20 protein-coding genes are annotated in these 21458 nt (G+C 68.0%); 8 read left to right on the top strand and 12 right to left on the bottom strand.

Annotation, left to right across the window (positions count from 1 at the left end):
* Window position 1: 1 nt before the first annotated feature.
* From VYI76_RS09410 to VYI76_RS09385, 6 genes are read right to left on the bottom strand one after another with little or no spacing between them, the layout of a single operon-like run.
* On the bottom strand, window positions 2-1252 hold the full coding sequence (locus tag VYI76_RS09410) for an N-succinylarginine dihydrolase (RefSeq protein ID WP_326524494.1): 1251 nt from the start codon (window positions 1250-1252) through the stop codon (window positions 2-4).
* Window positions 1252-2250 (bottom strand): arginine N-succinyltransferase, encoded by a 999-nt coding sequence (locus VYI76_RS09405; RefSeq protein ID WP_326524493.1) that lies wholly within the window; start codon window positions 2248-2250, stop codon window positions 1252-1254. Before VYI76_RS09405 ends, VYI76_RS09410 begins: the two co-directional genes overlap by 1 nt.
* Entirely contained in the window at window positions 2247-3452 is a 1206-nt protein-coding gene (locus tag VYI76_RS09400) for a hydrolase (RefSeq protein WP_326524492.1), read from the bottom strand. Before VYI76_RS09400 ends, VYI76_RS09405 begins: the two co-directional genes overlap by 4 nt.
* Before the next feature lie 18 nt (window positions 3453-3470).
* Window positions 3471-4382: a DUF481 domain-containing protein gene (locus tag VYI76_RS09395; RefSeq protein WP_326525081.1), complete on the bottom strand. Its 912-nt coding sequence runs from the start codon at window positions 4380-4382 to the stop codon at window positions 3471-3473.
* A gap of 34 nt (window positions 4383-4416) precedes the next feature.
* On the bottom strand, window positions 4417-4908 hold the full coding sequence (locus tag VYI76_RS09390) for an RNA pyrophosphohydrolase (protein WP_326524491.1): 492 nt from the start codon (window positions 4906-4908) through the stop codon (window positions 4417-4419).
* Window positions 4905-5882: an alpha/beta hydrolase gene (locus VYI76_RS09385; protein ID WP_326524490.1), complete on the bottom strand. Its 978-nt coding sequence runs from the start codon at window positions 5880-5882 to the stop codon at window positions 4905-4907. Before VYI76_RS09385 ends, VYI76_RS09390 begins: the two co-directional genes overlap by 4 nt.
* A gap of 47 nt (window positions 5883-5929) precedes the next feature.
* Between VYI76_RS09385 and VYI76_RS09380 the strand changes: the two genes are divergently transcribed.
* The 7 genes from VYI76_RS09380 to VYI76_RS09350 are packed head-to-tail and all read left to right on the top strand — an operon-like array spanning window position 5930 to window position 13167.
* Window positions 5930-6133, top strand: a complete 204-nt coding sequence (locus VYI76_RS09380) for a hypothetical protein (RefSeq protein ID WP_326524489.1) — start codon at window positions 5930-5932, stop codon at window positions 6131-6133.
* On the top strand, window positions 6133-8085 hold the full coding sequence (locus VYI76_RS09375; RefSeq protein WP_326524488.1) for a 2-oxoacid:acceptor oxidoreductase subunit alpha: 1953 nt from the start codon (window positions 6133-6135) through the stop codon (window positions 8083-8085). The genes VYI76_RS09380 and VYI76_RS09375 overlap by 1 nt, the downstream gene beginning before the upstream one ends.
* Window positions 8082-8312: a hypothetical protein gene (locus VYI76_RS09370; RefSeq protein WP_326524487.1), complete on the top strand. Its 231-nt coding sequence runs from the start codon at window positions 8082-8084 to the stop codon at window positions 8310-8312. The genes VYI76_RS09375 and VYI76_RS09370 overlap by 4 nt, the downstream gene beginning before the upstream one ends.
* Before the next feature lie 2 nt (window positions 8313-8314).
* On the top strand, window positions 8315-9340 hold the full coding sequence (locus tag VYI76_RS09365; protein WP_326524486.1) for a 2-oxoacid:ferredoxin oxidoreductase subunit beta: 1026 nt from the start codon (window positions 8315-8317) through the stop codon (window positions 9338-9340).
* A 14-nt stretch (window positions 9341-9354) separates the two neighbouring features.
* Window positions 9355-10707 (top strand): cryptochrome/photolyase family protein, encoded by a 1353-nt coding sequence (locus VYI76_RS09360; RefSeq protein ID WP_326524485.1) that lies wholly within the window; start codon window positions 9355-9357, stop codon window positions 10705-10707.
* Window positions 10708-10753: 46 nt separating this feature from the next.
* Window positions 10754-11998 (top strand): cyclopropane-fatty-acyl-phospholipid synthase family protein, encoded by a 1245-nt coding sequence (locus VYI76_RS09355; RefSeq protein WP_326524484.1) that lies wholly within the window; start codon window positions 10754-10756, stop codon window positions 11996-11998.
* Window positions 11995-13167, top strand: a complete 1173-nt coding sequence (locus VYI76_RS09350) for a serine hydrolase domain-containing protein (protein WP_326524483.1) — start codon at window positions 11995-11997, stop codon at window positions 13165-13167. Before VYI76_RS09355 ends, VYI76_RS09350 begins: the two co-directional genes overlap by 4 nt.
* Window positions 13168-13207: 40 nt before the next feature.
* Here the strand turns inward: VYI76_RS09350 and VYI76_RS09345 are convergent, their stop codons facing one another.
* Window positions 13208-13918 carry an SDR family NAD(P)-dependent oxidoreductase gene (locus VYI76_RS09345; RefSeq protein ID WP_326524482.1) on the bottom strand — a complete coding sequence of 237 codons (711 nt, stop codon included), beginning with the start codon at window positions 13916-13918 and terminating at the stop codon, window positions 13208-13210.
* Window positions 13919-14028: 110 nt separating this feature from the next.
* Window positions 14029-15489 (bottom strand): amidophosphoribosyltransferase, encoded by a 1461-nt coding sequence (gene purF, locus VYI76_RS09340; RefSeq protein WP_326524481.1) that lies wholly within the window; start codon window positions 15487-15489, stop codon window positions 14029-14031.
* 124 nt (window positions 15490-15613) lie between these two features.
* Between purF and VYI76_RS09335 the strand changes: the two genes are divergently transcribed.
* Entirely contained in the window at window positions 15614-15865 is a 252-nt protein-coding gene (locus tag VYI76_RS09335) for a DUF7218 family protein (protein ID WP_326524480.1), read from the top strand.
* A gap of 9 nt (window positions 15866-15874) precedes the next feature.
* On the opposite strand, the gene rsmA is transcribed toward VYI76_RS09335, so the two are convergent.
* The 4 genes from rsmA to VYI76_RS09315 form a co-directional block, all read right to left on the bottom strand.
* A complete protein-coding gene (gene rsmA / locus VYI76_RS09330) occupies window positions 15875-16687 on the bottom strand; it encodes a 16S rRNA (adenine(1518)-N(6)/adenine(1519)-N(6))-dimethyltransferase RsmA (RefSeq protein ID WP_326525080.1) in 813 nt (270 codons plus the stop codon).
* Between the two features lie 14 nt (window positions 16688-16701).
* Window positions 16702-17709 (bottom strand): 4-hydroxythreonine-4-phosphate dehydrogenase PdxA, encoded by a 1008-nt coding sequence (gene pdxA / locus VYI76_RS09325; protein WP_326524479.1) that lies wholly within the window; start codon window positions 17707-17709, stop codon window positions 16702-16704.
* Between the two features lie 7 nt (window positions 17710-17716).
* Entirely contained in the window at window positions 17717-19096 is a 1380-nt protein-coding gene (locus VYI76_RS09320) for a peptidylprolyl isomerase (protein ID WP_326525079.1), read from the bottom strand.
* A gap of 87 nt (window positions 19097-19183) precedes the next feature.
* Window positions 19184-21436 (bottom strand): LPS-assembly protein LptD, encoded by a 2253-nt coding sequence (locus VYI76_RS09315; protein ID WP_326524478.1) that lies wholly within the window; start codon window positions 21434-21436, stop codon window positions 19184-19186.
* Window positions 21437-21458 lie beyond the last annotated feature (22 nt).

Raw genomic sequence — 21458 nt, 5'->3', positions numbered from 1 at the left:
GTTAACTGTCAAGTAACCCGACAAGGTCGAGGCTTTCGAGGAGGGCCGCACGGGCGTGTTCGATCCGGGCGAGCAGCGCGGGATCGCCGATCGCGTCGAACGGGATCGCCTCCGGCCATTCGGCCGCGATCACCGCGGCGATGCGATCGAGCCTGGCCGCATCGACCAGGAAACGCGGATCGACCGTGGCGGGATCGGCGACGACGCGCAGGCGCAGACAGGCGGGACCGCCGCCGTTCGCCATCGATTCGCGGACATCGACCGCCTCGACCCGGCGGATCGGGCCGTTGCCGGCGACGTGTTGCCGGAGCCATGACCAGGCGGATGGGGTCGCGCGGACCTCGCTCGGGACGATCAGCGCCATCGTGCCGTCGGGCAACGTCACCAGTTGGGCGTTGAACAGATAGGATGCGATTGCATCCGACAGACTGACCGCATTCGCGGGAACCTCGACGATCTCGACCGCGGGCAGGCGGGCGCGCAGATCGGCGTAGAAGGCGTCGCGATCGGCAAACGCCTGCTCATGCGCGAACAGCACGCGTTCGTTGGCGACCGCGACGACATCATTGTGGAACGCGCCGGCGGCGATCGCCGCGTCCGATTGACGGACGAACAGTGCGTTGGTGACGCCATGACACCGCGCGACGGCCTCGCTCGCCTCGCGGTGCTGGCGGGCGGGGAAGGGGCCGCCGTCCTCGCCATAGACGAACACCTCCACGCCGGGCTCGCCGTGCGCGCGGGTCATGCGCATGTGGTTGGCGGCGCCCTCGTCGCCGAAGGGCGGGGGGACCGGGGCGTGGACCGCGAAGGCGGGATCGGCGAAGGCGAGTTCCAACTGCGCCAGCGTCGCGGGCCATTCATGGCTGCGGTGCGGCATGGTGCCGAGATTGGCGACGGTCAGGTGGCAGCGCTCGTCGGCGGTGTCGGGGGCGGGAGAGACGGTCGCGGCGTTGGCTGCCCACATGGCCGAAGCCGACAGCGCCTGTGCCTTCAGGTGCGGTGCGGCGTCGGCATAGTCGGTCGCAAGGCCCGCCAGCCAGCGATGATCCGGCCGCGGATGGGGGAGCAGGATACCCTGCGTCAGCCCGAGCGCGAGGTTGGCGCGCATCTTGGCGAGGCCCTGGAGCGCGGCGGCCCGGGGATGCGACGTCGCACCGGCGTTGCGGGTCGCGGCGAGATTGCCCGGCGACAGGCCGGCGTAATTGTGGCTGGGACCGACGATGCCGTCGAAGTTGATCTCGACCAGCGGCATCAGCGTTCGACGCGGGTGACGATGTCGCCGGCTCCGACGCCCAGTGCCGCCGCGCTTGCAGCGTCGATCGTCGTGTCGCCGGCTTCACCCAGGCAGGCGCGGAAATCGGCGAGGCGGCCGGTGGCGATCAGCGCGGGCACGCCGCCCTCTGCCACGCCGGACACCTCTACGTCGCGGGCTTCGCGAACCGTGCGGATCGTGTCGATCCGCGCGGTCATGGTCGGGCCGCCATCGAAGATGTCGATGTAATTCTCGAACGCAAAGCCTTCGTTTTCCAGCATTCGCATTGCCGCGCGACCGCTGGGGTGCGGCAGGCCGATGACGCTGCGCGCGCTTTCGGAAAGCATCGCGACATAGACCGGGTGCTTGGGCATCAGATCGGCGATGAACTGGTTGCCGTGGACCGCATTGAACTGATCCGCATCCTGGAAATTCATCCCGAAGAATCGCCCGGCGACACCGTCCCAGAAGGGCGATCCGCCGGCCTCGTCGATGATCCCGCGCAACTCCGCCAGCACGCGATCGCCGAAGCGCGCGCGGTGGTTGCGGATGAACAGGTAGCGCGCGCGGGCGAGCAGCAGGCCGAGGCCACCGGCCCGCTCGCCCGGGTGGAGGAACAGGCCGCCGACTTCGCTGGCGCCGCCGAGATCGTTGACGAGGCTCAGCATCTCAGCGCTGAAGCTGCGGCCCAGTTCCTCGCTGCGCTTGGTGATGGTGCCGATGCGATAGCTGTAGAAGGGCCAGCGCTGGCCGACCTGGGTGAAGACCTGACAGGTGCCGCGTACCTCACCGGTCGCCGTGTTTTCGAGAACCAGGACGAACAACTCGTCCTCGATCGTGTCGGCGTCCCGCGCGAAGGCTGTCGCGCTGCGTTCGAGCTTGGCGCGCAGCGCGGGGCGCTCGGGCGGTAGGTTGGTGAAGCCCCCCCCGGTCAGCTTCGCCATTTCATAGAGCGCTTGAAGGTCGTCAGGCCTGGCGGCGCGTATCACGAATGTCACAGGCGGCCTTTCCGGAGGATGCGCAGGACGGTGAGCGCCGAGAGCGACGCGCGTTCGGCCAGGCTTTCGGGGATCAGAAACTCTTGGTCGGAATGGATCGCGCCCCCGCGCGGCCCCATCGTGTCGACGACGGGCACGCCGCAGGCCGCGATGTTGTTGCCGTCGCACACCCCGCCGGTCGGCGCCCAGGCAATTGGGATGCCGAGATCGGCGCCGGCGTCGCGGACCAGGCCGAACAGCGCTTCGGCTCCGGTGTCGAGCGGCTTGGGTGGGCGGTTGAAGCCGCCATGGACCTCGACCGTGACGTCATGTTCGGCGCGGACCATGGCTGCGGCGGCATCGATGTGGGTACGGGCGCGGGCTACGTCGTCGGGCGTCACGGCGCGGAAATTGACGCGCAGGATCGCGAGATCCGGCACGACATTGTTCGGGCCCCCGCCGTCGATCCTGGCCGGATTGACCGACAGGCGCGGGCCGTTCGCTTTCTTGAGGCGCAGCGCGAGATCGGCCGCGGCGACGATCGCGTTGCGGCCGTCGTCGGGATTGCGCCCGGCGTGTGCGCTGCGCCCGCGCACGACCAGCGAGAAATTGCCGCTCCCCGCGCGTGCCCCGGCCAGGCTGCCGTCGGGCAGCGCGGGTTCGTAGGTGAGCGCCGCATGCTTGCCGCGCGCCATTTCGGCGATCAGCGCGGCGGACGAGAAGGAGCCGGTTTCTTCATCGGAATTGATGAGAATTTCATAGCCGAAACTACTGATATCAGGCGATTGTTCTACCGCCTCGAGCGCGGCGAGCATCACCGCGAGCCCGCCCTTCATATCCGCGACGCCGGGGCCGTTGATGTGCCCGTCCGGCAGCGCGGCGATCGTCTGGAACGGGTGATCGGCGGGATAGACGGTGTCCATATGCCCGGTGAACAGCATCTGGAGCGGCGCTTCGGGCCGCGCGATCAGCCGCAAGTGCCGGCCGTGGGCGAGATTTTCGATCGTGCCTCCGGCGGTTACGCGCTCGACCGGCGCCGGATCGACCAGCGCGATATCGCCCGGCAGGGCGGAGAACGCATCCGCGAGCATGTCGGCGACGCGCGCCAGCCCCGTGAGGTTGCCGGTGCCGCTGTTGACGTTTGCCCATGCCAGCGTCCGATCCAGCATGGGAGAGGCGGAAGCCCGCTCGATCGCGGCGGATTCAATCGTCGAGAGCGCCATCGCCCACGACTAGCCGGTTCAGAAGGCGTAGACCAGCGAGGCCCGACTGGTGGTGTCGGTGTTCACACGGTTGCGCGGCGGCCGGCTTTCGTAGCTGACCGCGTAGGACATCTGGGCCGAAAGCGGACCGAACAGCTTCGCGGCGAGCGCGGTCCGAGTGGTAACCGTCGAATTGAGGTTCTGGAGATAGGCCGCCGCGTCCTGGCTGAGCGTTACGCCCTTGCCCAGGCGCCAGTCGAAATCGATCCGGCCGCGCGCGCCCAGTTCGCGTTCGGTGTTCAGATCGGTGAATTCAGTGCGGCGGAAGGACGGCCCCAGTTCCAGATCGAGGCTGACCGAAGGCGTCTTCACCACGGTATAGCCCGCGCCCGCCGACAGGGCGTAGCGTGAGAAATAGCCGAGGAAGCGGTCCTCCTCATATTGCCCCGCGCCATAGACGTAGGCGCGATCGCTGAACTTGTAGTTGGGCTGGTAGGAAATCAGATAATGCTCGCGGCTCACTACGCCCGCGCTTTCCTGATATTCGGCCAGCATCTTCAGATTGTGACGCCATTGGATGCCGTCGCGCTTAAGCTCGACCGTACCGGTCACCCCGACGTTGTTAGTGTTGCCGGTGGTGAAGAAGCCGCCGATTTCCGCCTTGCCGCGGACCAGATCGAAAAAGCCTGATTCGATCAGCGTCTTGTGCGCGGCGGCGGCGCGATCCTGTTTCCACTCCAGCGCGGCCCTGCGGATCAGCGCGGCGCTTTCGGGGGCCGCGGTGCTGGCGTATTTGGCGATGGTGTTGACTTCGGCTTCGCTGCCCGATGCCATGGCGGCATCGAGCATCGTCCTGATCGCCTGCGGAATCTCCACCGGATCGGCGGCGACGGGCGCCGGATCGGTATTGGCGAGCAGCAGGACGGACAGGGGCAGCAGGGCGACGCGCATCACGGGTGCGTCCAATAGCAGGAAAGCGGCGGTTTTACGGCCTCGCTTCGGCGCGGGTGCGGAGCGGCTCGTCGAACGCGGCCAGCACGGCGCGGTAAAGGTCGCGCTTGAACGGCACGATCATCGCTGGCAGTTGGGCCGGATCGGCCCATTTCCAGGCGCGGAATTCGGGGTGGGCGGTGGCGATGTTCACATCGGAATCCTCGCCGGTGAAGGCGAACAGGAACCAGCGCTGGCGCTGGCCGCGCCACTTGCCCTTCCACAGCTTGCCGACGAGTTCGGCGGGCAGATCGTAGCGCAGTTCCTCCGCCGCCTCGGCGATCAGCGTCAGCAGCGCGGGCGCGATGCCAGTTTCCTCGCCGACTTCGCGGATCGCCGCTGCCAGCGCGTCCTCGCCCTCGTCGATCCCGCCCTGCGGCATCTGCCACGCCTCCAGCGTCGAATCGAGCCGCTGGCCGACGAACACCCGGCCGTCGCGGTTGACGATCATCACGCCCGCACAGGGGCGGTAGGGCAGATCGTTCACGCGCCGGCGGCCTGCGCCATCACGCGCTGGGCCTCGGCCTCGGCGATCATCGCCTTCAGCGGTATCAGGAAGCCGGCGACGTCGCCCACCGCGCTGGGAACGAGTTTCCTGAGCGTGATGAAGCCGTGGATGTTGCCCACCGCCTCGCGGAACACGGTGGCGACGCCGGCCGAGATCAGCGCGGCGGCATAGGCGCGACCCTGGTCGCGCAGGGGATCGAGGCTGGCGGTCACCACCACGGCGGGCGGCAGGCCATCGGTTCGGCCCAGCAACGGCGATGTGCGGACGTGGTCGCGCTCCGCCCGGTAGCCCGCGTCGAACCAGGCCATCGATTCATGCGTCAGCAGATAGCCGTCCTTGAACAGATCATAGGACGGGTAAGGCTTCGACGTGTCGGTGGCGGGATAGATCGGCAGTTGCGCGATGACCGGCACGGCGGCGGCCGCGTCGCGCAGTGCCATCGCGGTGACGATCGTCAGGTTGCCGCCCGCGCTGTCGCCTGCCAGAACCAGCGCGGTCGCGGTGCGGCCGAGTTCGGCCGGGTTCGACGCCACCCAGCGCGCGGCCGCCTCCGCATCGTCGGGCGCGGCGGGCCATGGCGCCTCCGGCCCCAGGCGATAATCGACCGACACGACGGGCAGGTCGAGCATCCGGGCCATTTCCGCGCAGAAACTGGCGTGGCTGTCGCTGCCCCCGATCACGAATCCGCCGCCGTGGTAGAACACGACCACCGGGCCGGGCTCGCGCTTGTCGCGCGCATCGAACAGGCGGGCGGGGATCGTGCCCGCGGGGCCGGGGATCGCGACGTCGCGGACCTCCGCCAGATCGCCCTGTGGCAGATCGGCGAGTTCCTTCATCATCACATATTGCGCACGCGCCTGCGCGGGCTCCAGTTCGTGCATCTTCGGGCCCGGCATCGATTTCAGCATGTCGAGCAGCGCGCGGACGTCGGGGCGGACGAAGGGATCGGTCATGCGCTCTCCTGCTGGCGACGGTCGCGTATGACGCTTACCTAGGCACGGTGATCGCCGTCGTCCATCACCCCGATCATGTCGCGCCGGGCCTGATCCTGTACCGGTTCGTGGTCGCCCCGCTGACGGTGGCCGGCCGGCGCGCCGCGCGCCTAAAGAAGCGTTTGCATGATCCCCGGTTCGTTCTACCTTGGGTCACGACCGCGCCCGGCCTAGAGAGTGCGGCGACAGGTTACGCAGGAAACACAGAATAATGGCCACCGCCATCCATGAGCTGACGCCGCAGGAAGCGTCGGCCAACCCGCCGGCAGAGGCGATCGTCGTCCGCTTCGCCGGCGACTCCGGCGACGGGATGCAGCTAACGGGCGGGCAGTTCACCCTCTCCACCGCGCTTGCCGGAAACGATCTGGCGACCTTCCCCGATTTCCCGGCGGAGATCCGCGCGCCGCAGGGCACGCTGTTCGGCGTCAGCGCGTTCCAGATCAACTTCGGATCGACCGCGATCGAGACCGCCGGCGACCAGCCCGACGTGCTGGTGGCGATGAATCCGGCGGCGCTGAAGACCAACGTCGATGCGCTGAAGCCGGGCGGCCTCATCATCGCCGACGAGGGCGAGTTCGGCCAGCGTAACCTGGACAAGGCGAAGTATGATTCCAATCCCTTGGAGGATGATTCTCTCGCCAAGTGGCAGCTTCTGAAGCTCAACATCTCGCAGCTGACGCTTGATGCCGTGAAGCCTTACGGCCTGGGCAACAAGGAAGCGCTGCGCTGCAAGAACATGTGGACGCTGGGCCTGGCGCTGTGGATGTTCGATCGGGATCGCGCGCCGCTCGTCGATTGGCTCAAGGCCAAGTTCGCCAAGGCGCCTGAACTGGCCGAGGCGAACATCGCCGCGCTCAACGCGGGCCACGCCTATGGCGAAACGGCGGAACTGGGCGCGATGGGCGTGTCGCAGCGCCATGTTCCCGCCGCGCCCGCCGAGCCGGGGCTGTACCGCACCGTGACCGGCGCCGAGTCGATCAGCCTGGGGCTGGTCGCGGGTGCGCAACTCGCGGGGCTGAAGATGTTCTTCGGCGGCTATCCGATCACGCCGGCGTCGGCGATCCTCCACACGCTGTCGCGCTACAAGGAATATGGCGTCACCACCTTCCAGGCGGAGGACGAGATCGCCGCGGTCGCGTCTTCGCTGGGAGCGAGCTACGCCGGCAGCCTGGGCGTCACCTGTTCGTCCGGGCCGGGCATCGCGCTCAAGACCGAGGCGATCGGCCTTGCGATCATGACAGAACTGCCTCTGGTCGTCGTCAACGCGCAGCGCGGCGGCCCCTCCACCGGACTTCCGACCAAGACCGAGCAATCCGACCTGTATCAGGCCGTCTACGGCCGCAACGGCGACGCGCCGGTGCCGGTGATCGCCGCGCGATCGGCCGCCGACTGTTTCGACTGCGCGATCGAGGCGGTGCGGATCGCGACCCAGTATATGACTCCGGTCATGCTGTTGACCGACGGCTACCTCCAGAACGCGGCCGAGCCGTGGAAGGTGCCGGACATGAGCGGCTATGCGCCGTTTCCGGTGACGTTCCGCACCGATGCGCCGGCGGAAGGGGAGGCCTTCCTGCCCTATGCCCGCGACAACAAGGGCGCGCGGCCGTGGGTGAAGCCCGGCACGCCCGGCCTGCTCCACCGTATCGGGGGCATCGAGAAGGCGGCCGGCACCGGCAACCTCGATTACTCGCCGGCCAACCACCAGGCGATGACCGATACCCGGCAGGCCAAGATCGCCAATATCGACGTCGCGGACCAGCAGGTCGAGGTTGGCGAGACATCGGGCACGCTGGCGGTGGTCGGCTGGGGATCGACCTTCGGGCCCATTCATCAGGCGGTGCGCCGCGCCCGCAACAAGGGGCTGGACGTTGCGCATATCCACATCCGGCACATCTGGCCGATGCCGAAGAATCTGGGTGATCTGCTAAAGAGTTACGAGCATGTCCTCGTGCCGGAAATGAATACCGGCCAGCTCAAGACGGTGCTGCGCGACCAGTATCTGATCGACGCGATCCCGCTCAACAAGGTCAGCGGCCAGCCGTTCCGCATCGCCGAGATCGAGGACGCCATCGCGAGGTTCTTCGACGGCAAGCCCGGCAACGAGGGCGGCGAGGTGCCGTTCAGCGATACGCAGTTGCCGAGCCCGGAAGCGATCAATCCGTGAATGCTGGGAATCTTGATGGAATGTCGTCGGAGCAGTTGATGCTTCGAGATTTTCTCTATGAAATTCCCGACCTTCTCGACGACGCGAAGCGTGAGAGTTCGGCTTTCCAATACGGCGTCTTCACCGTGCTCAGCTTGTTGGAAAGCAAGCTTAAGGCGTTCGAAATCGATCAGTCCCGTTTTGTCCGTCGGATGCCCGACATAGAAGCTTGGTATTTCAGAGGTTAGTTATGAACGACATGACCCCCATCGCGACCAAGCCAAAGGACTGGGAGACCGACCAGGAGGTGCGCTGGTGCCCCGGGTGCGGCGACTATGCCGTGCTCAAGGCGGTGCAGCGGACGATGCCCGAACTGGGCGTGCGGCCGGAGAACACCGTGTTCGTCAGCGGCATCGGCTGTTCGTCGCGCTTTCCCTATTACATGGAAACCTATGGCTTCCACACCATCCACGGCCGTGCGCCGGCGGTGGCGACGGGGGTGAAGCTCGCCAATCCGGAGCTCGACGTGTGGATCATCACCGGCGACGGCGACGCGCTGTCGATCGGCGGCAACCACACGATGCACCTGCTGCGGCGTAACCTCGACTGCCAGGTGCTGCTGTTCAACAACGAGATCTACGGGCTGACCAAGGGGCAATATTCGCCGACCAGCCGCGTCGGCACGCGCAGCCCGTCCACCCCGTTCGGCTCGGTCGATCGCCCCGCCACGCCCTGCGCCTTCGCGCTGGGCAGCGGCGCACGGTTCGTTGCGCGCGGGATCGACGTGCACAAGAACCTGCCCAGCGTGCTGAAGGCCGCGCACGCGCACCGCGGCACCGCGTTCGTCGAGATCTTCCAGAACTGCATCGTCTACAACGACGCGGTGTTCGAGCCGTTCACCGCCAAGCCCAATGCCGCGGCGAACCAGCTGTGGCTGGAACATGGGCAGCCGATGGTCTTCGCGAACGGCAGCAAGGGCCTGGCGCTCGATATCGAGACGCTGAGCCTGAAGGTCATCGACATCATCGACGGCGACGCATCGGGCGTGATCGTCCACAATGTGAAGAACCGCGCGGTCGCGCATATGCTGGTCGAAATGCCGTTCGGGCCGTTCCCGATGGCGCTTGGCGTCCTCTACGACGATCCCGCCCCGACCTTCGACAGCGCGGTGATCGACCAGAACCGTCAGGCGAGCGAGGGCAAGCTGCCCGACCTGCAGAAACTGGTGTCGAAGGGCCAGACCTGGATGGTCGACAAGGAACCTCGCGCTGAATAGCGAGTAGGACGGGAATGGCTGAACCCGTTCTCCTGTGGCTGCGCCAGGACCTGCGCCTTCACGACCAGCCGGCGCTGGTCGCCGCCGCGCACGATGGGCCGGTGATTCCGGTCTACGTTCTCGACGACGAAGCGCCGGGGGCTTGGGCGACGGGAGCGGCGCAGCGGTGGTGGCTGCACCACAGCCTGGAGAGCCTGGGTGGCGCGCTGGAGGCAAAGGAATCGCGGCTGATCCTGCGGCGCGGCGATGCGGTGCGCGAACTCACCCGATTGTGCGAGGAAACCGGCGCCGCGCGCATCCATGCGATCCGCCATTATGAGCCGTGGTGGCGCGAGGCCGAGGCGGCGCTGGGCGACCGGCTGTGCCTTCATGACGGCAACCATCTGGCGCCCGTCGAGGAGGTGACGACAGGATCGGGCGGGCTGTTCAAGGTCTATTCGGCGTTCTGGAAGGCGCTCAGCCAGCGCATGCCGCCGGACGATCCGCTGCCGGTGCCGCGATCGATCCCGGCGCCCTTGCGCTGGCCGAAGAGCGAGCGGCTGGCCGACTGGGGCCTGCTGCCGACCAGCCCCGACTGGGCGACGGGTTTCGATATCTGGACGCCGGGCGAGGACGCTGCGCGGGCGCGGGCGGAGGCGTTCGCCGACGATGTCGCCGCCTATGACCACGACCGGAATCTGCCCTCGATCGACGGTAGCTCGCGCCTGTCGCCGCGCCTGCGCTTCGGCGAGATTTCGCCGCGCGACGTGTGGCACATCGTCGGTGGCGGGGGGACGGCCACGACCTATCGCAAGGAACTCGCCTGGCGCGATTTCGCGCGCGGGGTGATCCTCGACCGGCCCGATTACGGGAAGGCAAACGGGCGCGAGCGGTACGACGCGCTCAAATGGCGCCGCTCCCCAAAGGACCTGGCGGCGTGGCAGCGCGGCCGCACCGGCTATCCCATCGTCGATGCCGGGATGCGGCAGCTGTGGGCGACGGGGTGGATGCACAACCGGGTGCGGATGATCGCCGCGAGCTTCCTCGTGAAGCATCTGCTGATCGACTGGCGGCATGGCGAGCGGTGGTTCTGGGACACGCTGGTCGATGCCGACTACGGCAACAACGCGGTGAACTGGCAGTGGGTCGCGGGCACCGGCATCGACGCGAACATGTGGAGCCGGATCATGGCGCCGCTGGTCCAGTCCGAGAAATTCGATGCGGCGGGATATATCCGCGAATGGGTGCCGGAGCTTGCCGGATTGCCCGACGCTGCGATCCATGACCCGGAGGGCAACGGGGGCCGGCCCGACGATTATCCCGAGCCGATCATCGGCCATCGCGAGGCGCGCGAGCGGGCGCTGGCGGCGGGACGGGCGGTGCGCTGATCGCCGCCTATTGCGCGGCGGCGCGGCGCGTGATTGAGCGTGCGGAATGGACGCGCGGACTCGCAACAGGGGGCGGAAGGCACCGCGGGCGCGGATCGCGCGCGGCGGGGGATGGCTGGCGCCGTTCGGCCCGCTGTTCCACCGATTGCTCGACCGGATAGACCGCGGGCTGGAGGCGGGCGCGATCGAGGCGAGCCTGCCCGACGGGACGCGGCGATTGCTGGGCGGGCGCGCGCCGGGGCCGGTGGCGGTGGTCGACATGGCAAGCTGGCGCGCGCTGGTGCGGCTGGCGACCGGAGGATCGGCGGGCTGGTACGAGGCGTGGGCGGCGGGCGACTGGTCCAGCCCCGATCCGGTGCCGCTGTTCGACCTGTTCATGCGCAACCGCGTGCCGCTGGGCACCGCCGCACGGGCGAAGCCGTGGTCGAAGGGATTGCGGCGGGTACGCCACTGGCTGCGCCGCAACGGGCCGGCACAGGCACGCAGGAACATCGCCTATCACTATGATCTTGGGAATGATTTCTACGCGCCCTGGCTCGATACGAGCATGACCTATTCGAGCGCGATCTTCCCGCGCGCCGGCATGACGCTGGAGGATGGGCAGGCGGCGAAACTGGCCGCCGTGCTGGAGCGGACCGGCACGGCGCCCGGCGACACCATCCTGGAGATCGGCTGCGGCTGGGGATCGTTCGCGCAACGCGCGGTGGCGGGTGGCCGGCAGGTCCACGGGATCACGCTGTCGACCGAGCAGCGCGATCATGCCGCCGCGCGCGTGCCCGATGGCGCGCGCTTCACCCTGACCGACTATCGCGACGTCGCCGGCACCTATGACGCGGTCGCCAGCATCGAGATGGTCGAGGCGGTGGGTCGGGAATATTGGCCCGACTATCTGGCCGTCATCGCCCGCGCGCTGAAGCCGGGCGGGCGCGCGGCGATCCAGCTCATCAGCATCGACGACGCGATCTTCGACGCCTACGCCGACAATGTCGATTTTATCCAGCAATATGTGTTTCCGGGCGGCCTGCTGATTTCTGAACGGCGGGCCCGGGCGTTGGCAGGGGCGGAGGGGCTGGCCTGGCGCGATCGCCGTGCCTTCGGCATAGACTACGCCGAGACGCTGAAGGAATGGCGCCGCCGGTTCGACATGGCGTGGGAGGGTGGTCGGCTACCAGCCGAATTCGATCGCGATTTCGTGGATTTATGGCGTTACTATCTGATGTACTGCGAAGGCGGGTTTCGCGGTGGCGGGATTGACGTGATCCAGGTGACATTGGTCAAGGAGGGGGCATGAAGGCTTGGGCGATCGGCGCCGTGGCGGCGCTGCTGGCGGGATGCGCGCAGACTGCGGCGCCTCCGTCGGGTGGCGTGGCCGTCACCGACGCGAACCGTGCCAAGCTGCAGCAGGTCGGCGCCGAGGTGCTGTTCTGGTCGCAGGGACAGCGCGATGCGAATTTCCCGACCATGGAGAAGCTGTTCCCCGGCCATGTCGCGAAGCGCGGCACGCGGGTGCGGCCGATGCCGGCCGGCGCGCCGCTGCCGATCGCGGCGGCGGAGGTCGATGCCTTCATCGCCGCGCAGAATGTCGCCGGGCTGATCGTGCTCCAGGACGGCAAGGTGCGGCTGGAACGCTATGCCCGCGGACTGACGCGCGAAGGACGCTGGACGAGCTTCTCCGTGGCAAAGTCGTTCACCTCGACCCTGGTCGGCGCGGCGATCCGCGACGGTCATATCCGCTCGGTAGACGAGCCGGTGACACGATACATCCCCGAACTGGCCGGCAGCGGCTATGATGGCGTGACGATCGCGCAGTTGCTGACGATGACGTCTGGCGTGCGGTGGAACGAGGATTATACCGATCCGAGATCCGACGTGGCGCGGATGTTCTCGATCCCTGTGCCACAGGGCATGGACCCGACCGTCGCCTATATGCGCACCCTGCCGCGCGAGGCCGCGCCGGGCAGCAAATGGGTGTACAAGACCGGCGAGACCAACCTGATCGGCGTCCTCGTCCGCAACGCGACGAAGAAGTCGTTGGCGACCTATCTGAGCGAGAAGATCTGGAAGTCTTACGGCATGGAGGCGGACGCCTTCTGGATGGTCGATCAGGCCGGCAAGGAAGTCAGCGGATGCTGCCTGTCGGTGACCCTGCGCGATTATGCGCGGGTGGGCGAACTGGCGCTGGACGGCGGCAAGGGCATCGTCCCGGCCGGCTGGTTCGCGGACGCGACCGGCGCCAGGGCACAGACCGGGCGACCAGGCTATGGCTACGGTTATCAATGGTGGACCTATCCCGAAAAACGCTACGGCGCGCAGGGGATTTTCGGGCAGAGCATCCTGATCGACCCGTCGCGACGGATGGTGATCGCGATCGTCAGCGCGTGGCCAAGGGCGACCGGGCAGGATCTGTCAGCGGCGCGGGAGGCGTTCCACGCGAAGCTGATCGCGGCGGCGAAGAAGTAGCGGCAGCCGGATCAGCGCACGCGCGGACGGCAGTGGAGCATCAATCCACGCGGACGAACGCGCCTGTCTCCATATCCTCGCCGAGCAGCGACAGGATGCGGTCCGCCACCACCTCCGGCGGCTTGACGCTTTCCGGCGCCTCGCCGGGATAGGCGCGGGCGCGCATCTTCGTGCGGGTGGCGCCGGGATCGACGATCGCGACCCGGACCTTGCTCAGCGCCTTCACTTCCTCGCCGTAGCTGAGCAGCAGATTCTCGAACGCCGCCTTGGATGCGCCGTACATGCCCCAATAGGCGCGCGGGGTGCGGCCGACGCTGGATGTCAGGCCGATCACGCGCCCCGCGTCGGATCGACGCAGCATCGCGTCGAACGATCCGATCAGCGCCGCCTGGGCGCTGACGTTGAGGGTGAAGGTCTTCGCCAGTTCCTTGGCATCGAAGGCGGAGACGGGCGAAAGCGACCCGAGTTGGGCGGCGTTGAGCACCAGCACGTCGAGCGCCTGCCAGCGTTCTCCGATTGCGGCGGCGAGGCGGGGGATGCCGTCGCCGTCCGCCAGGTCGAGCGGCGCGATCGTCGCCGATCCCCCGGTGGCGTGGATCGCCTCCTCCACCTCCTCGAGCCCGCCAGGAGTCCGCGCGGTCAGCACGACATGCGCGCCGGCGCGGCCCAGCGCGATGGCGGTGGCGGCGCCGATGCCGCGGCTGGCCCCGGTGACGAGGGCAAGGCGGTCAGCAAGAGGTCTGTCAGTCATCAGATATTCCGTTCGCCCTGAGCCTGTCGAAGGGCTGTCCTTCTTTTCGGGCGGTATGAAGAAAAGGACAGGGCTTCGACAGGCTCAGCCCGAACGGGGAGGGGGTAAGGCTAACCCACCCGCTCCTCCAGCAGCGCGAACTGGTCGATCGGGGTGCCGTTTTCATCCTGATCGGTCAGGGTGGTCGGATAGTCGCCGGTGAAGCAGGCGTCGCAATGGCCGGGCTTCACGGCAGGGCGCCCCTCGCTGCCGAGCGCGGTGTAGAGGCCATCGATGCTGACGAAAGCCAGGCTGTCCGCCTGGATATAGGTGCGCATCGCCTCCAGATCGTGCGTCGCGGCGAGCAGCTTGGACCGTTCGGGCGTATCGACGCCGTAGAAGCAGCTGTGGCGCGTCGGGGGCGACGCGATGCGCATGTGCACCTCCGCCGCACCGGCCTCGCGCATCATCTGGACGATCTTCAGGCTGGTGGTGCCGCGCACGATCGAATCGTCGATCAGCACGACGCGCTGGCCCTTGATGAGCGCGCGGTTGGCGTTGTGCTTCAGCTTGACGCCCAGATGGCGAACCTTGTCGCCCGGCTGGATGAAGGTGCGGCCGACGTAATGCGAACGGATGATGCCGAGTTCGAACGGGACGCCCGATTGCTGGGCATAGCCGATCGCCGCGGGCACGCCCGAATCGGGAACCGGGATGACCAGATCGGCATCGGCCGGCGCCTCGATCGCCAGCTGCGCGCCGATCGCCTTGCGCACCGAATAGACCGAATGATCGTCAGCGATCGAATCGGGGCGCGAGAAATATACCCATTCGAAGATGCACGGCCGCGGGGCCTGGGGGGCGAAGGGGCGATGCGAGCTGATCTCGCCGCCCTTTACGATCACCAGTTCGCCCGGGTCGACCGACCGGATGAACTCTGCGCCGACCACGTCGAGCGCGACCGTTTCCGACGCGAAGATCACGCTGTCGCCCAGCTTGCCCATCACCAGCGGCCGGATGCCGAGCGGATCGCGGCAGGCGATCATCCCCTCCGGCGTCATGCAGATGAGCGAATAGGCGCCTTCGAGCTGTTTCAGAGCGTCGATGAACTTGTCGATCAGCGTGCGATAGCTGGACGTCGCGACAAGGTGGATGATCGTTTCGGTATCGCTGGTCGACTGGAAGATCGAGCCGGAGCGGATGAGGTCGCGGCGCACGCGCATCGCGTTGGAAATGTTGCCGTTGTGCGCCACCGCGAAGCCGCCCGAGGCGAGTTCCGCGTAGAGCGGCTGGACGTTGCGCAGCGACGTTTCGCCCGTCGTCGAATAGCGGACATGGCCACAGGCGGTCTCCCCCGCCAGCGCGCGGATCACCTCGTCGCGGTCGAAGTTGCCGGCGACATGGCCCATCGCGCGATGCGTGTGGAAGGCGTGGCCGTCCCAGCTGGTGATGCCGGCGGCTTCCTGTCCCCGATGCTGGAGCGCATGGAGGCCGAGCGCGACGAGCGCGGCGGCGCCCTCCGCCCCGGAAACGCCGAAGATGCCGCACTCTTCGCGCAGCTTGTCGTCATCGAACGGGTGTGTCGTGAGCATGGGGCCTTCGCGGGGGCTGATCGGTCCGAGCGGGCATATAGGAGGGCGAAACGGGTTTGTCGCCCCATTGTCATGCATCCGCCACGCGGGCCGCCGCGTTTTCGTCGATGAAGGAGGTGCGCGCATGACGAAGGACTACGGACCGCAGATCAAGGACGACAAACTCTACGAGGATCTGCGCCGCGACGGGATGTCGAAGGAGAAGGCGGCGCGAATCGCCAATGCCAGGGCGGCGGGCACGCTCAATCACGACAGCAGGCGCCTGGAGAAGCGGACGAAGGCGGCGCTGTACGACGAGGCGCGGATGATCGGGATCAGGGGCCGGTCGAAGATGCGCAAGGACGAGCTGATCGACGCGATTCGCGACGAGGGGTGAGGCCGGCGTTCAGCCCGCGTCGAGCGCCCGCGCGACCGCGACGAATTCCTCGACGCTGACCGTCTCGGCGCGGCGGGCGGGGTCGATCCTTACCGTCTCCAGCGCTTCCAGCGCGCCGGCCACGCCCTTCAGGCTCTGACGCAGCATCTTGCGGCGCTGGCCGAAGGCGGCGGCGGTGAGGCGTTCGAGCGTCGCTAGGCGGACGCCTTCGGGCATTTCGCCGGGCGTGATGTGGACCACCGCCGACATCACCTTGGGCGGCGGGGTGAAGGCGGAGCGGTGGACCGGCATCGCGATGCGCGCCGCGCTGCGCCACTGGGAGAGAACCGCGAGTCGGCCATAAGCACCGCCTCCGACCGGCGCGACGACTCGGTCGGCGACTTCCTTCTGGAACATCAGCGTCATGCTGGTCCACCACGGCGTCCAGCCGGCCGACAGCCAGCCGACGAGCAGCGCGGTGCCGATATTATACGGCAGGTTGGCGGCGATGTGCGGGCGCCCCTCGAACAGCGTGCGGTGGTCGATCGCCATCGCATCGCCCTCGATCACCCGCAGACGGCCGGGATAGGCGCCGGCCAGCTCGGCGAGGGCGGGGATGCAGCGGCGATCGCGCTCGATCGCGGTCACGCGCGCGCCCGCGGCGAGCAGCGCGCGGGTCAGCCCGCCGGGGCCCGGACCGATCTCCAGCACCTCGGCGTCGGTCAGGTCGCCGGGGACGGCCGCGATCCGCGCGAGCAACTGGCCGTCGAACAGGAAATTCTGGCCCAGCGCCCTGGACGCGGCCAGGCCGTGGCGCGCGACGACCTCACGCAACGGTGGCAGGACGGGGGGAGGGTTCACCGCGCGACGCGGCGCGCGGCGGCATCGCCGGCCAGGCGGATCGCGGCGATCATCGCGCCGGGCTCGGCACTGTCGGTGCCGGCGATGCCGAAGGCGGTGCCGTGATCGGGCGAGGTGCGGACGATCGGCAGGCCCAGCGTCATGTTGACGCCTTCGTCGAAATGCAGCGCCTTCAGCGGGATCAGCGCCTGATCGTGATAGGGGCAGATCGCCGCGTCATAGGTGGCGCGGGCGCGGGCATGGAACATGCTGTCGGCCGCCATCGGCCCGACCGCGTCGATCCCTTCGGCCACAAGCTGTGCCACGGCGGGCCCGATAATCTCTATCTCCTCGCGCCCGATCGCGCCGTCCTCCCCCGCATGGGGATTGAGCCCGGCGAAGGCGAGGCGGGGCGATTCGATGCCGAAATCGCGCTGCAGCCCGCGCGCGGTGGCGCGCGCCTTGGCGACGAACAGCTCGACCGACAGCAGGCCGGGCACCTCCGCCAGCGGAACGTGCGTCGTCACCGGCACCACCCGCAGGGTCGGGCCGGCGAGCATCATCACCGCATTCTCACGCGCGATGCCGCAGCGTTCGGCGACGAATTCGGTCTGGCCGGGATGGGTGAAGCCGATACGGTAGAGCTGCGCCTTGGATACCGGACCCGTCACCAGCGCCCCCGCCGTGCCCGATCGGGCGAGGCCGACGGCGACTTCGAGCGATTCGATCGCGCAGCGCGCGCCATCGACGTCGGGGGCACCTGGCACGATCTCCCCGGCGTCGGCGATGGCGAGGACCGGCAGGCCGCGATCGAAGGCGTCCACCGCCTCTTCGGGGTCGGAGATGGCGACGACCTTACCCGTCCACACCCGCTCGATCGCGCGCAGATCGCCGACCGCGAAGAAGCGCGGCAGCGCATGACGCGCGCGCGCGGCCCACGCCTTGGCGACGATTTCCGGCCCGATCCCGGCGGGGTCGCCCATCGACACCGCCAGCGGCGGCGCGTCGGTGGGGTCCGCCGGCATGGTCACGTCAACGATACTCGATCACCGCGTCGCGGCGCAGGTCGCGCAGCATCCGCTGGGCACGCAGGTTGACGCGATCTTCCTCCATGCGGCTCTGGATCTGCTCGACGGAGGGCAGGCTTGCGGACTTGGGATCGTCGCGACCGCACAGCACCAGCGAACGGACGCCGTCCTCCGGCGTGCCGAATGGCTGGGTCGCCTGGCCGACCTGGAGGCCCAGTACGATCTCCTGCAGCTGCGGCGGCAGGTCGCGGGCGACGACGGCGTCGTTGTCTACCACCTCGGCGCCGATATCCGCCGCGATCTTGGCCACGCCGCCGCAGCCGTTGATGCCGCGGATCGCGCCGGCGAAGGCGCTGGCGCGCTGCGTCGCCTGCGCCTCGGTGGTGCCGGCGGGGAACTTCACCGTCAGCTGGCGCAGCGACAGCTTGGCGTCGCGCGGATCGGCGGTCAGGATCTGGCGCTTGTCGACGAGGTAGAGCAGCGAGAAGCCACCGGCGACCTCGATCGGGCCGGCGATCTGGCCGACCTGCAGGCGGCGCGCCGCCTCGGCCAGTTCCGCCGGCAGCACGTCGAGCCGAACCCAGTCGAGATCGCCGCCAACCGCGCGGGTCGAGGCTTCGGAGAAGTTGCGCGCGAAATATTCGAACGGTGCGCCGCCGCGCATCTGCTCGATCATCTTGCGCATGTTGTCGACAACTTCGGCCTGCCGCTCGGGCGTCGCCGACAGGTAGATTTCGGCGAGGTGATATTCCTCGGTGCCCTGCGAGGCCTTCAGGCGATCGATGATCGCCTTCACCTCTTCCTCGCTGACGTTGACGAAGGGCGTCACGCGGCGCCGCAGCAACTGGTTCCAGGCGAGATCCGCCTCGAGCTGGCGCTTGAGCGCGCGGTCCGACGAGCCCATCGCGCGCAGGCGGGTGTTGAACTGGTCGGGGGACAGTTTGAACCCGCGCGCGACCCGCGCATAGTTCGAATCGATTTCGGCCGGCGATATGGTGATGTCGCGCGCCTTGGCTTCCTGAACCTTCAGCGAATCATCGACCAGGCCGCGCAGCGTCTGGAGCCGCAGCTGGTCGCGCGCCTCCTCGGGCACATCCATCTTCTGGCCGCGCTGGATTTCCTCCAGCCCGATCATCATCGCCAGCCGCTGGTCGACGTCGGTGCCGGTCAGCACCGAGCCGTTGACGACCGCGGTCGGCTTGCGGACGTTCGAATCGGCCTTGCCGAAAATCTGCAGGTTCTGCGGCAGGTTCAGGCCCGCCGTGGACGGCACCTGATTGTCCGGCACGGTCTGGGCCGCGAGCGCGCCCGCCGCCACCGTCGTCATGATCGCCGCCACCCGCGCGGCCGGGCGGCCGAGCCGCGCCACCTTGGAAACACTCATCACGTTGTGTCTGCTATCCCACCTAGCGCCATCATGCGCACCGGCGCCCCTATACACGAAATCAGGCTGAACCGTGGCTTACGCGCGTTACCGTCCCAGATTCTTGAACGCCAGCGTCAACAGGTAACTGTTGCCCCGCCGCGCGTCGCCGGTGTCCTCATAGTCGCGCTTCCACGTGAGGCCAAGCCGCAGGCAATCGTCCTCGTACGCGAAGCCGATGCGGTGGCGCACCGGATCGAAGCCGTCGGAGAGCGACAGCGGGTCTTCACGTCGATCGGTCAGGTCCACCGTCGCCGATCCGAACACCGACCAGAAGCGCGCGACCTGCACGCGGGCGCCGACGCGCGCTTCCTCGCGGTCCTGCAGATCCTCCAGCGCGAAGCCGATATCGCGGTTGAGCCGCAGATAGCCGAGCATCAGATAGGTCTTGCGGGTGCCGATAGTCGCGTCGATCTCGTTGCGGCGGACGGCGAAATCGTCCTTGTCGAGCCGGAAGCGGTGGGTGAGTGACACGAAATCGCGGTAGCGGATCGTGGTGCGGCCGACATAGTCGGAGAAACGATCGGACAGGCCGGTTCCGTCAGGCAGGATCGAGGGCCGCTGGTTCAGCCGGTAGCTCTGGCCGACCGTAGTTTCCACCGAGATGCCCGGCAGATCGAGCGCATAATCGATGCCGTAGGTGAAGCGCGTCGAATCCTCGAACCGGTCATAGCCGGGGAAACGGTTGAGCGCGAAGAGGTTCGAATCCTCCAGATCGACCGCGCGGGCATCCTCGTTGGGGATCGAAAGGTTCGCGAGCCTGGGGCTGGCGACGACCTGCACGCGCGGCGTGACGCGCTGTGTGCCGCCCAGGAAGGTGCCGATGAACGGCCATTTGACGTCCACCGCCAGCGCGCCGATCGCCCGGGTCGAAAAACCCTCGTTGCCGCGGTAGCTGGCGACGGTGGTCGTCAGCGTATCATGGGCGTTGTAGACGTCGCCGCGCGCAAAGGCGGTGAACGTCACTTCCTGACCCATCGTCGTGACGCGGCGCAGGTCCCAGCGGGCGGAGGCGAAGGCGCGCTGGGTGTCCTGGCCCTCGGGCCGGGTCAGCGCCAGCGTGTTGAGCTGCATTTCCACCCGGCCGCCCATCAGCCCTTCGAACCGGCGACGATAGTCGATTTCCGGCAGTGCGACGGGTTGCAGCCCCTGATTCGCGCCGACCCGCAACGTCTGCACCGCCCAGCCGGTAATCGACAAATAGCTGTCGGCGTCGATCCGCTCGGCCCGGACGGTCGAGCGCAGGCGATCCTCGCGCGAGATGTCATAGCGACGCAGGAAGGTTCGGTCGGTCGTACGGCGCAGCGACCCGCTGACGTTCCACGCCGGGCTCAACTGCAAACGGCCCGCGGCATCGAGATAGCCGCGGAAATCATAGCGCGAGGTGGCGGGGCTGCCGACGACGCCGGGATCGTCGCTGCGCCGGCTGTAGGCCGCATGGCCGCCGATGCGATAGGCGCCCAGATCGTTGAGCGCGCGATATTCGCCCTGGATCATCGGCAGCGCGCCGGTGAAGACGTGCGGCGTGATCGTCAGGTCTCGGTTGTCGGCGAACTTGAAGACATAGGGCAGCGACACCTGCAGGCCGTTGACCCGGTCGAGCCGCATGTCGGGAAACAGGAAGCCGCTGGCCGCGCGTCCGCCGACCGGGTGCGAGAAGGTCGGCAGCGGGATCGTCGGCAGGCCGAACAGCGACAGGCGCGCGCCGCTGTACCGGATCCGGCCGGCATCGGGATCATAGACGACGCGTACCGCGCTGATCTTCCACGACGGTTCCTTGGGACAGCCGCCTGTATCGGTCACGGCGCAGGGGGTATAGGCGGCGTCCTCCACGGTGATGACCCCGCCGTCGTTGCGGGTGCCGCGCCGGGCGGCGATGCGGCCGCCTTCGTCCAGCACGACCAGCATGTTCTCGATCACGCCGTCCTTCAGCGAATCGGTCAGCTCGATGCGGTCGCCGAAAGCGGTGTCGCCCTGCGGGTTGGTGACGGCGATGTTGCCTTCCGCGACGACCTGTCCAGTCTTGCGGTTCCAGCTGACACGGTCGGCGCGCAGCCGGTCGCCGCGGCGGTACATGCGGACGTCGCCGGTCGCCGTGACGACATCGTCGTCCATCTGATATTCGAGTTCGCCGGCGCTGAACTGAACCTGGTCGTCGCTGGTCGGCAGCGGCGTTTCGGATGGCGGCGGCGGCGCCATCGGGCGGTCCTGGAGATCCTGTGCGGCAACGGGCGCCGCCCACAGCGCGAAGGCCAGCGCGCCGGTCGTCAACAGGGCGGTGCGCGTCACGAGGAAAAACATCTCCACACGGCCGCGGGCGGCC

The sequence above is a fragment of the Sphingomonas sp. genome (assembly GCF_035910975.1).
Classification (GTDB): domain Bacteria; phylum Pseudomonadota; class Alphaproteobacteria; order Sphingomonadales; family Sphingomonadaceae; genus Sphingomonas.
This window is presented reverse-complemented; position numbering and strand designations above follow the sequence as displayed.

What these genes read in the sequence shown, in the direction of transcription:
- VYI76_RS09350 (WP_326524483.1), top strand. Translation starts at nt 11,995, where the DNA reads ATGAAGGCTTGGGCGATCGGCGCCGTGGCGGCGCTGCTGGCGGGATGC.
- VYI76_RS09400 (WP_326524492.1), bottom strand. Translation starts at nt 3,452, where the DNA reads ATGGCGCTCTCGACGATTGAATCCGCCGCGATCGAGCGGGCTTCCGCC.
- VYI76_RS09315 (WP_326524478.1), bottom strand. Translation starts at nt 21,436, where the DNA reads ATGTTTTTCCTCGTGACGCGCACCGCCCTGTTGACGACCGGCGCGCTG.
- VYI76_RS09345 (WP_326524482.1), bottom strand. Translation starts at nt 13,918, where the DNA reads ATGACTGACAGACCTCTTGCTGACCGCCTTGCCCTCGTCACCGGGGCC.
- VYI76_RS09335 (WP_326524480.1), top strand. Translation starts at nt 15,614, where the DNA reads ATGACGAAGGACTACGGACCGCAGATCAAGGACGACAAACTCTACGAG.
- pdxA (WP_326524479.1), bottom strand. Translation starts at nt 17,709, where the DNA reads ATGCCGGCGGACCCCACCGACGCGCCGCCGCTGGCGGTGTCGATGGGC.
- VYI76_RS09365 (WP_326524486.1), top strand. Translation starts at nt 8,315, where the DNA reads ATGAACGACATGACCCCCATCGCGACCAAGCCAAAGGACTGGGAGACC.
- VYI76_RS09320 (WP_326525079.1), bottom strand. Translation starts at nt 19,096, where the DNA reads ATGAGTGTTTCCAAGGTGGCGCGGCTCGGCCGCCCGGCCGCGCGGGTG.
- VYI76_RS09360 (WP_326524485.1), top strand. Translation starts at nt 9,355, where the DNA reads ATGGCTGAACCCGTTCTCCTGTGGCTGCGCCAGGACCTGCGCCTTCAC.
- VYI76_RS09395 (WP_326525081.1), bottom strand. Translation starts at nt 4,382, where the DNA reads ATGCGCGTCGCCCTGCTGCCCCTGTCCGTCCTGCTGCTCGCCAATACC.
- VYI76_RS09355 (WP_326524484.1), top strand. Translation starts at nt 10,754, where the DNA reads ATGGACGCGCGGACTCGCAACAGGGGGCGGAAGGCACCGCGGGCGCGG.
- VYI76_RS09375 (WP_326524488.1), top strand. Translation starts at nt 6,133, where the DNA reads ATGGCCACCGCCATCCATGAGCTGACGCCGCAGGAAGCGTCGGCCAAC.
- VYI76_RS09410 (WP_326524494.1), bottom strand. Translation starts at nt 1,252, where the DNA reads ATGCCGCTGGTCGAGATCAACTTCGACGGCATCGTCGGTCCCAGCCAC.
- purF (WP_326524481.1), bottom strand. Translation starts at nt 15,489, where the DNA reads ATGCTCACGACACACCCGTTCGATGACGACAAGCTGCGCGAAGAGTGC.
- VYI76_RS09385 (WP_326524490.1), bottom strand. Translation starts at nt 5,882, where the DNA reads ATGACCGATCCCTTCGTCCGCCCCGACGTCCGCGCGCTGCTCGACATG.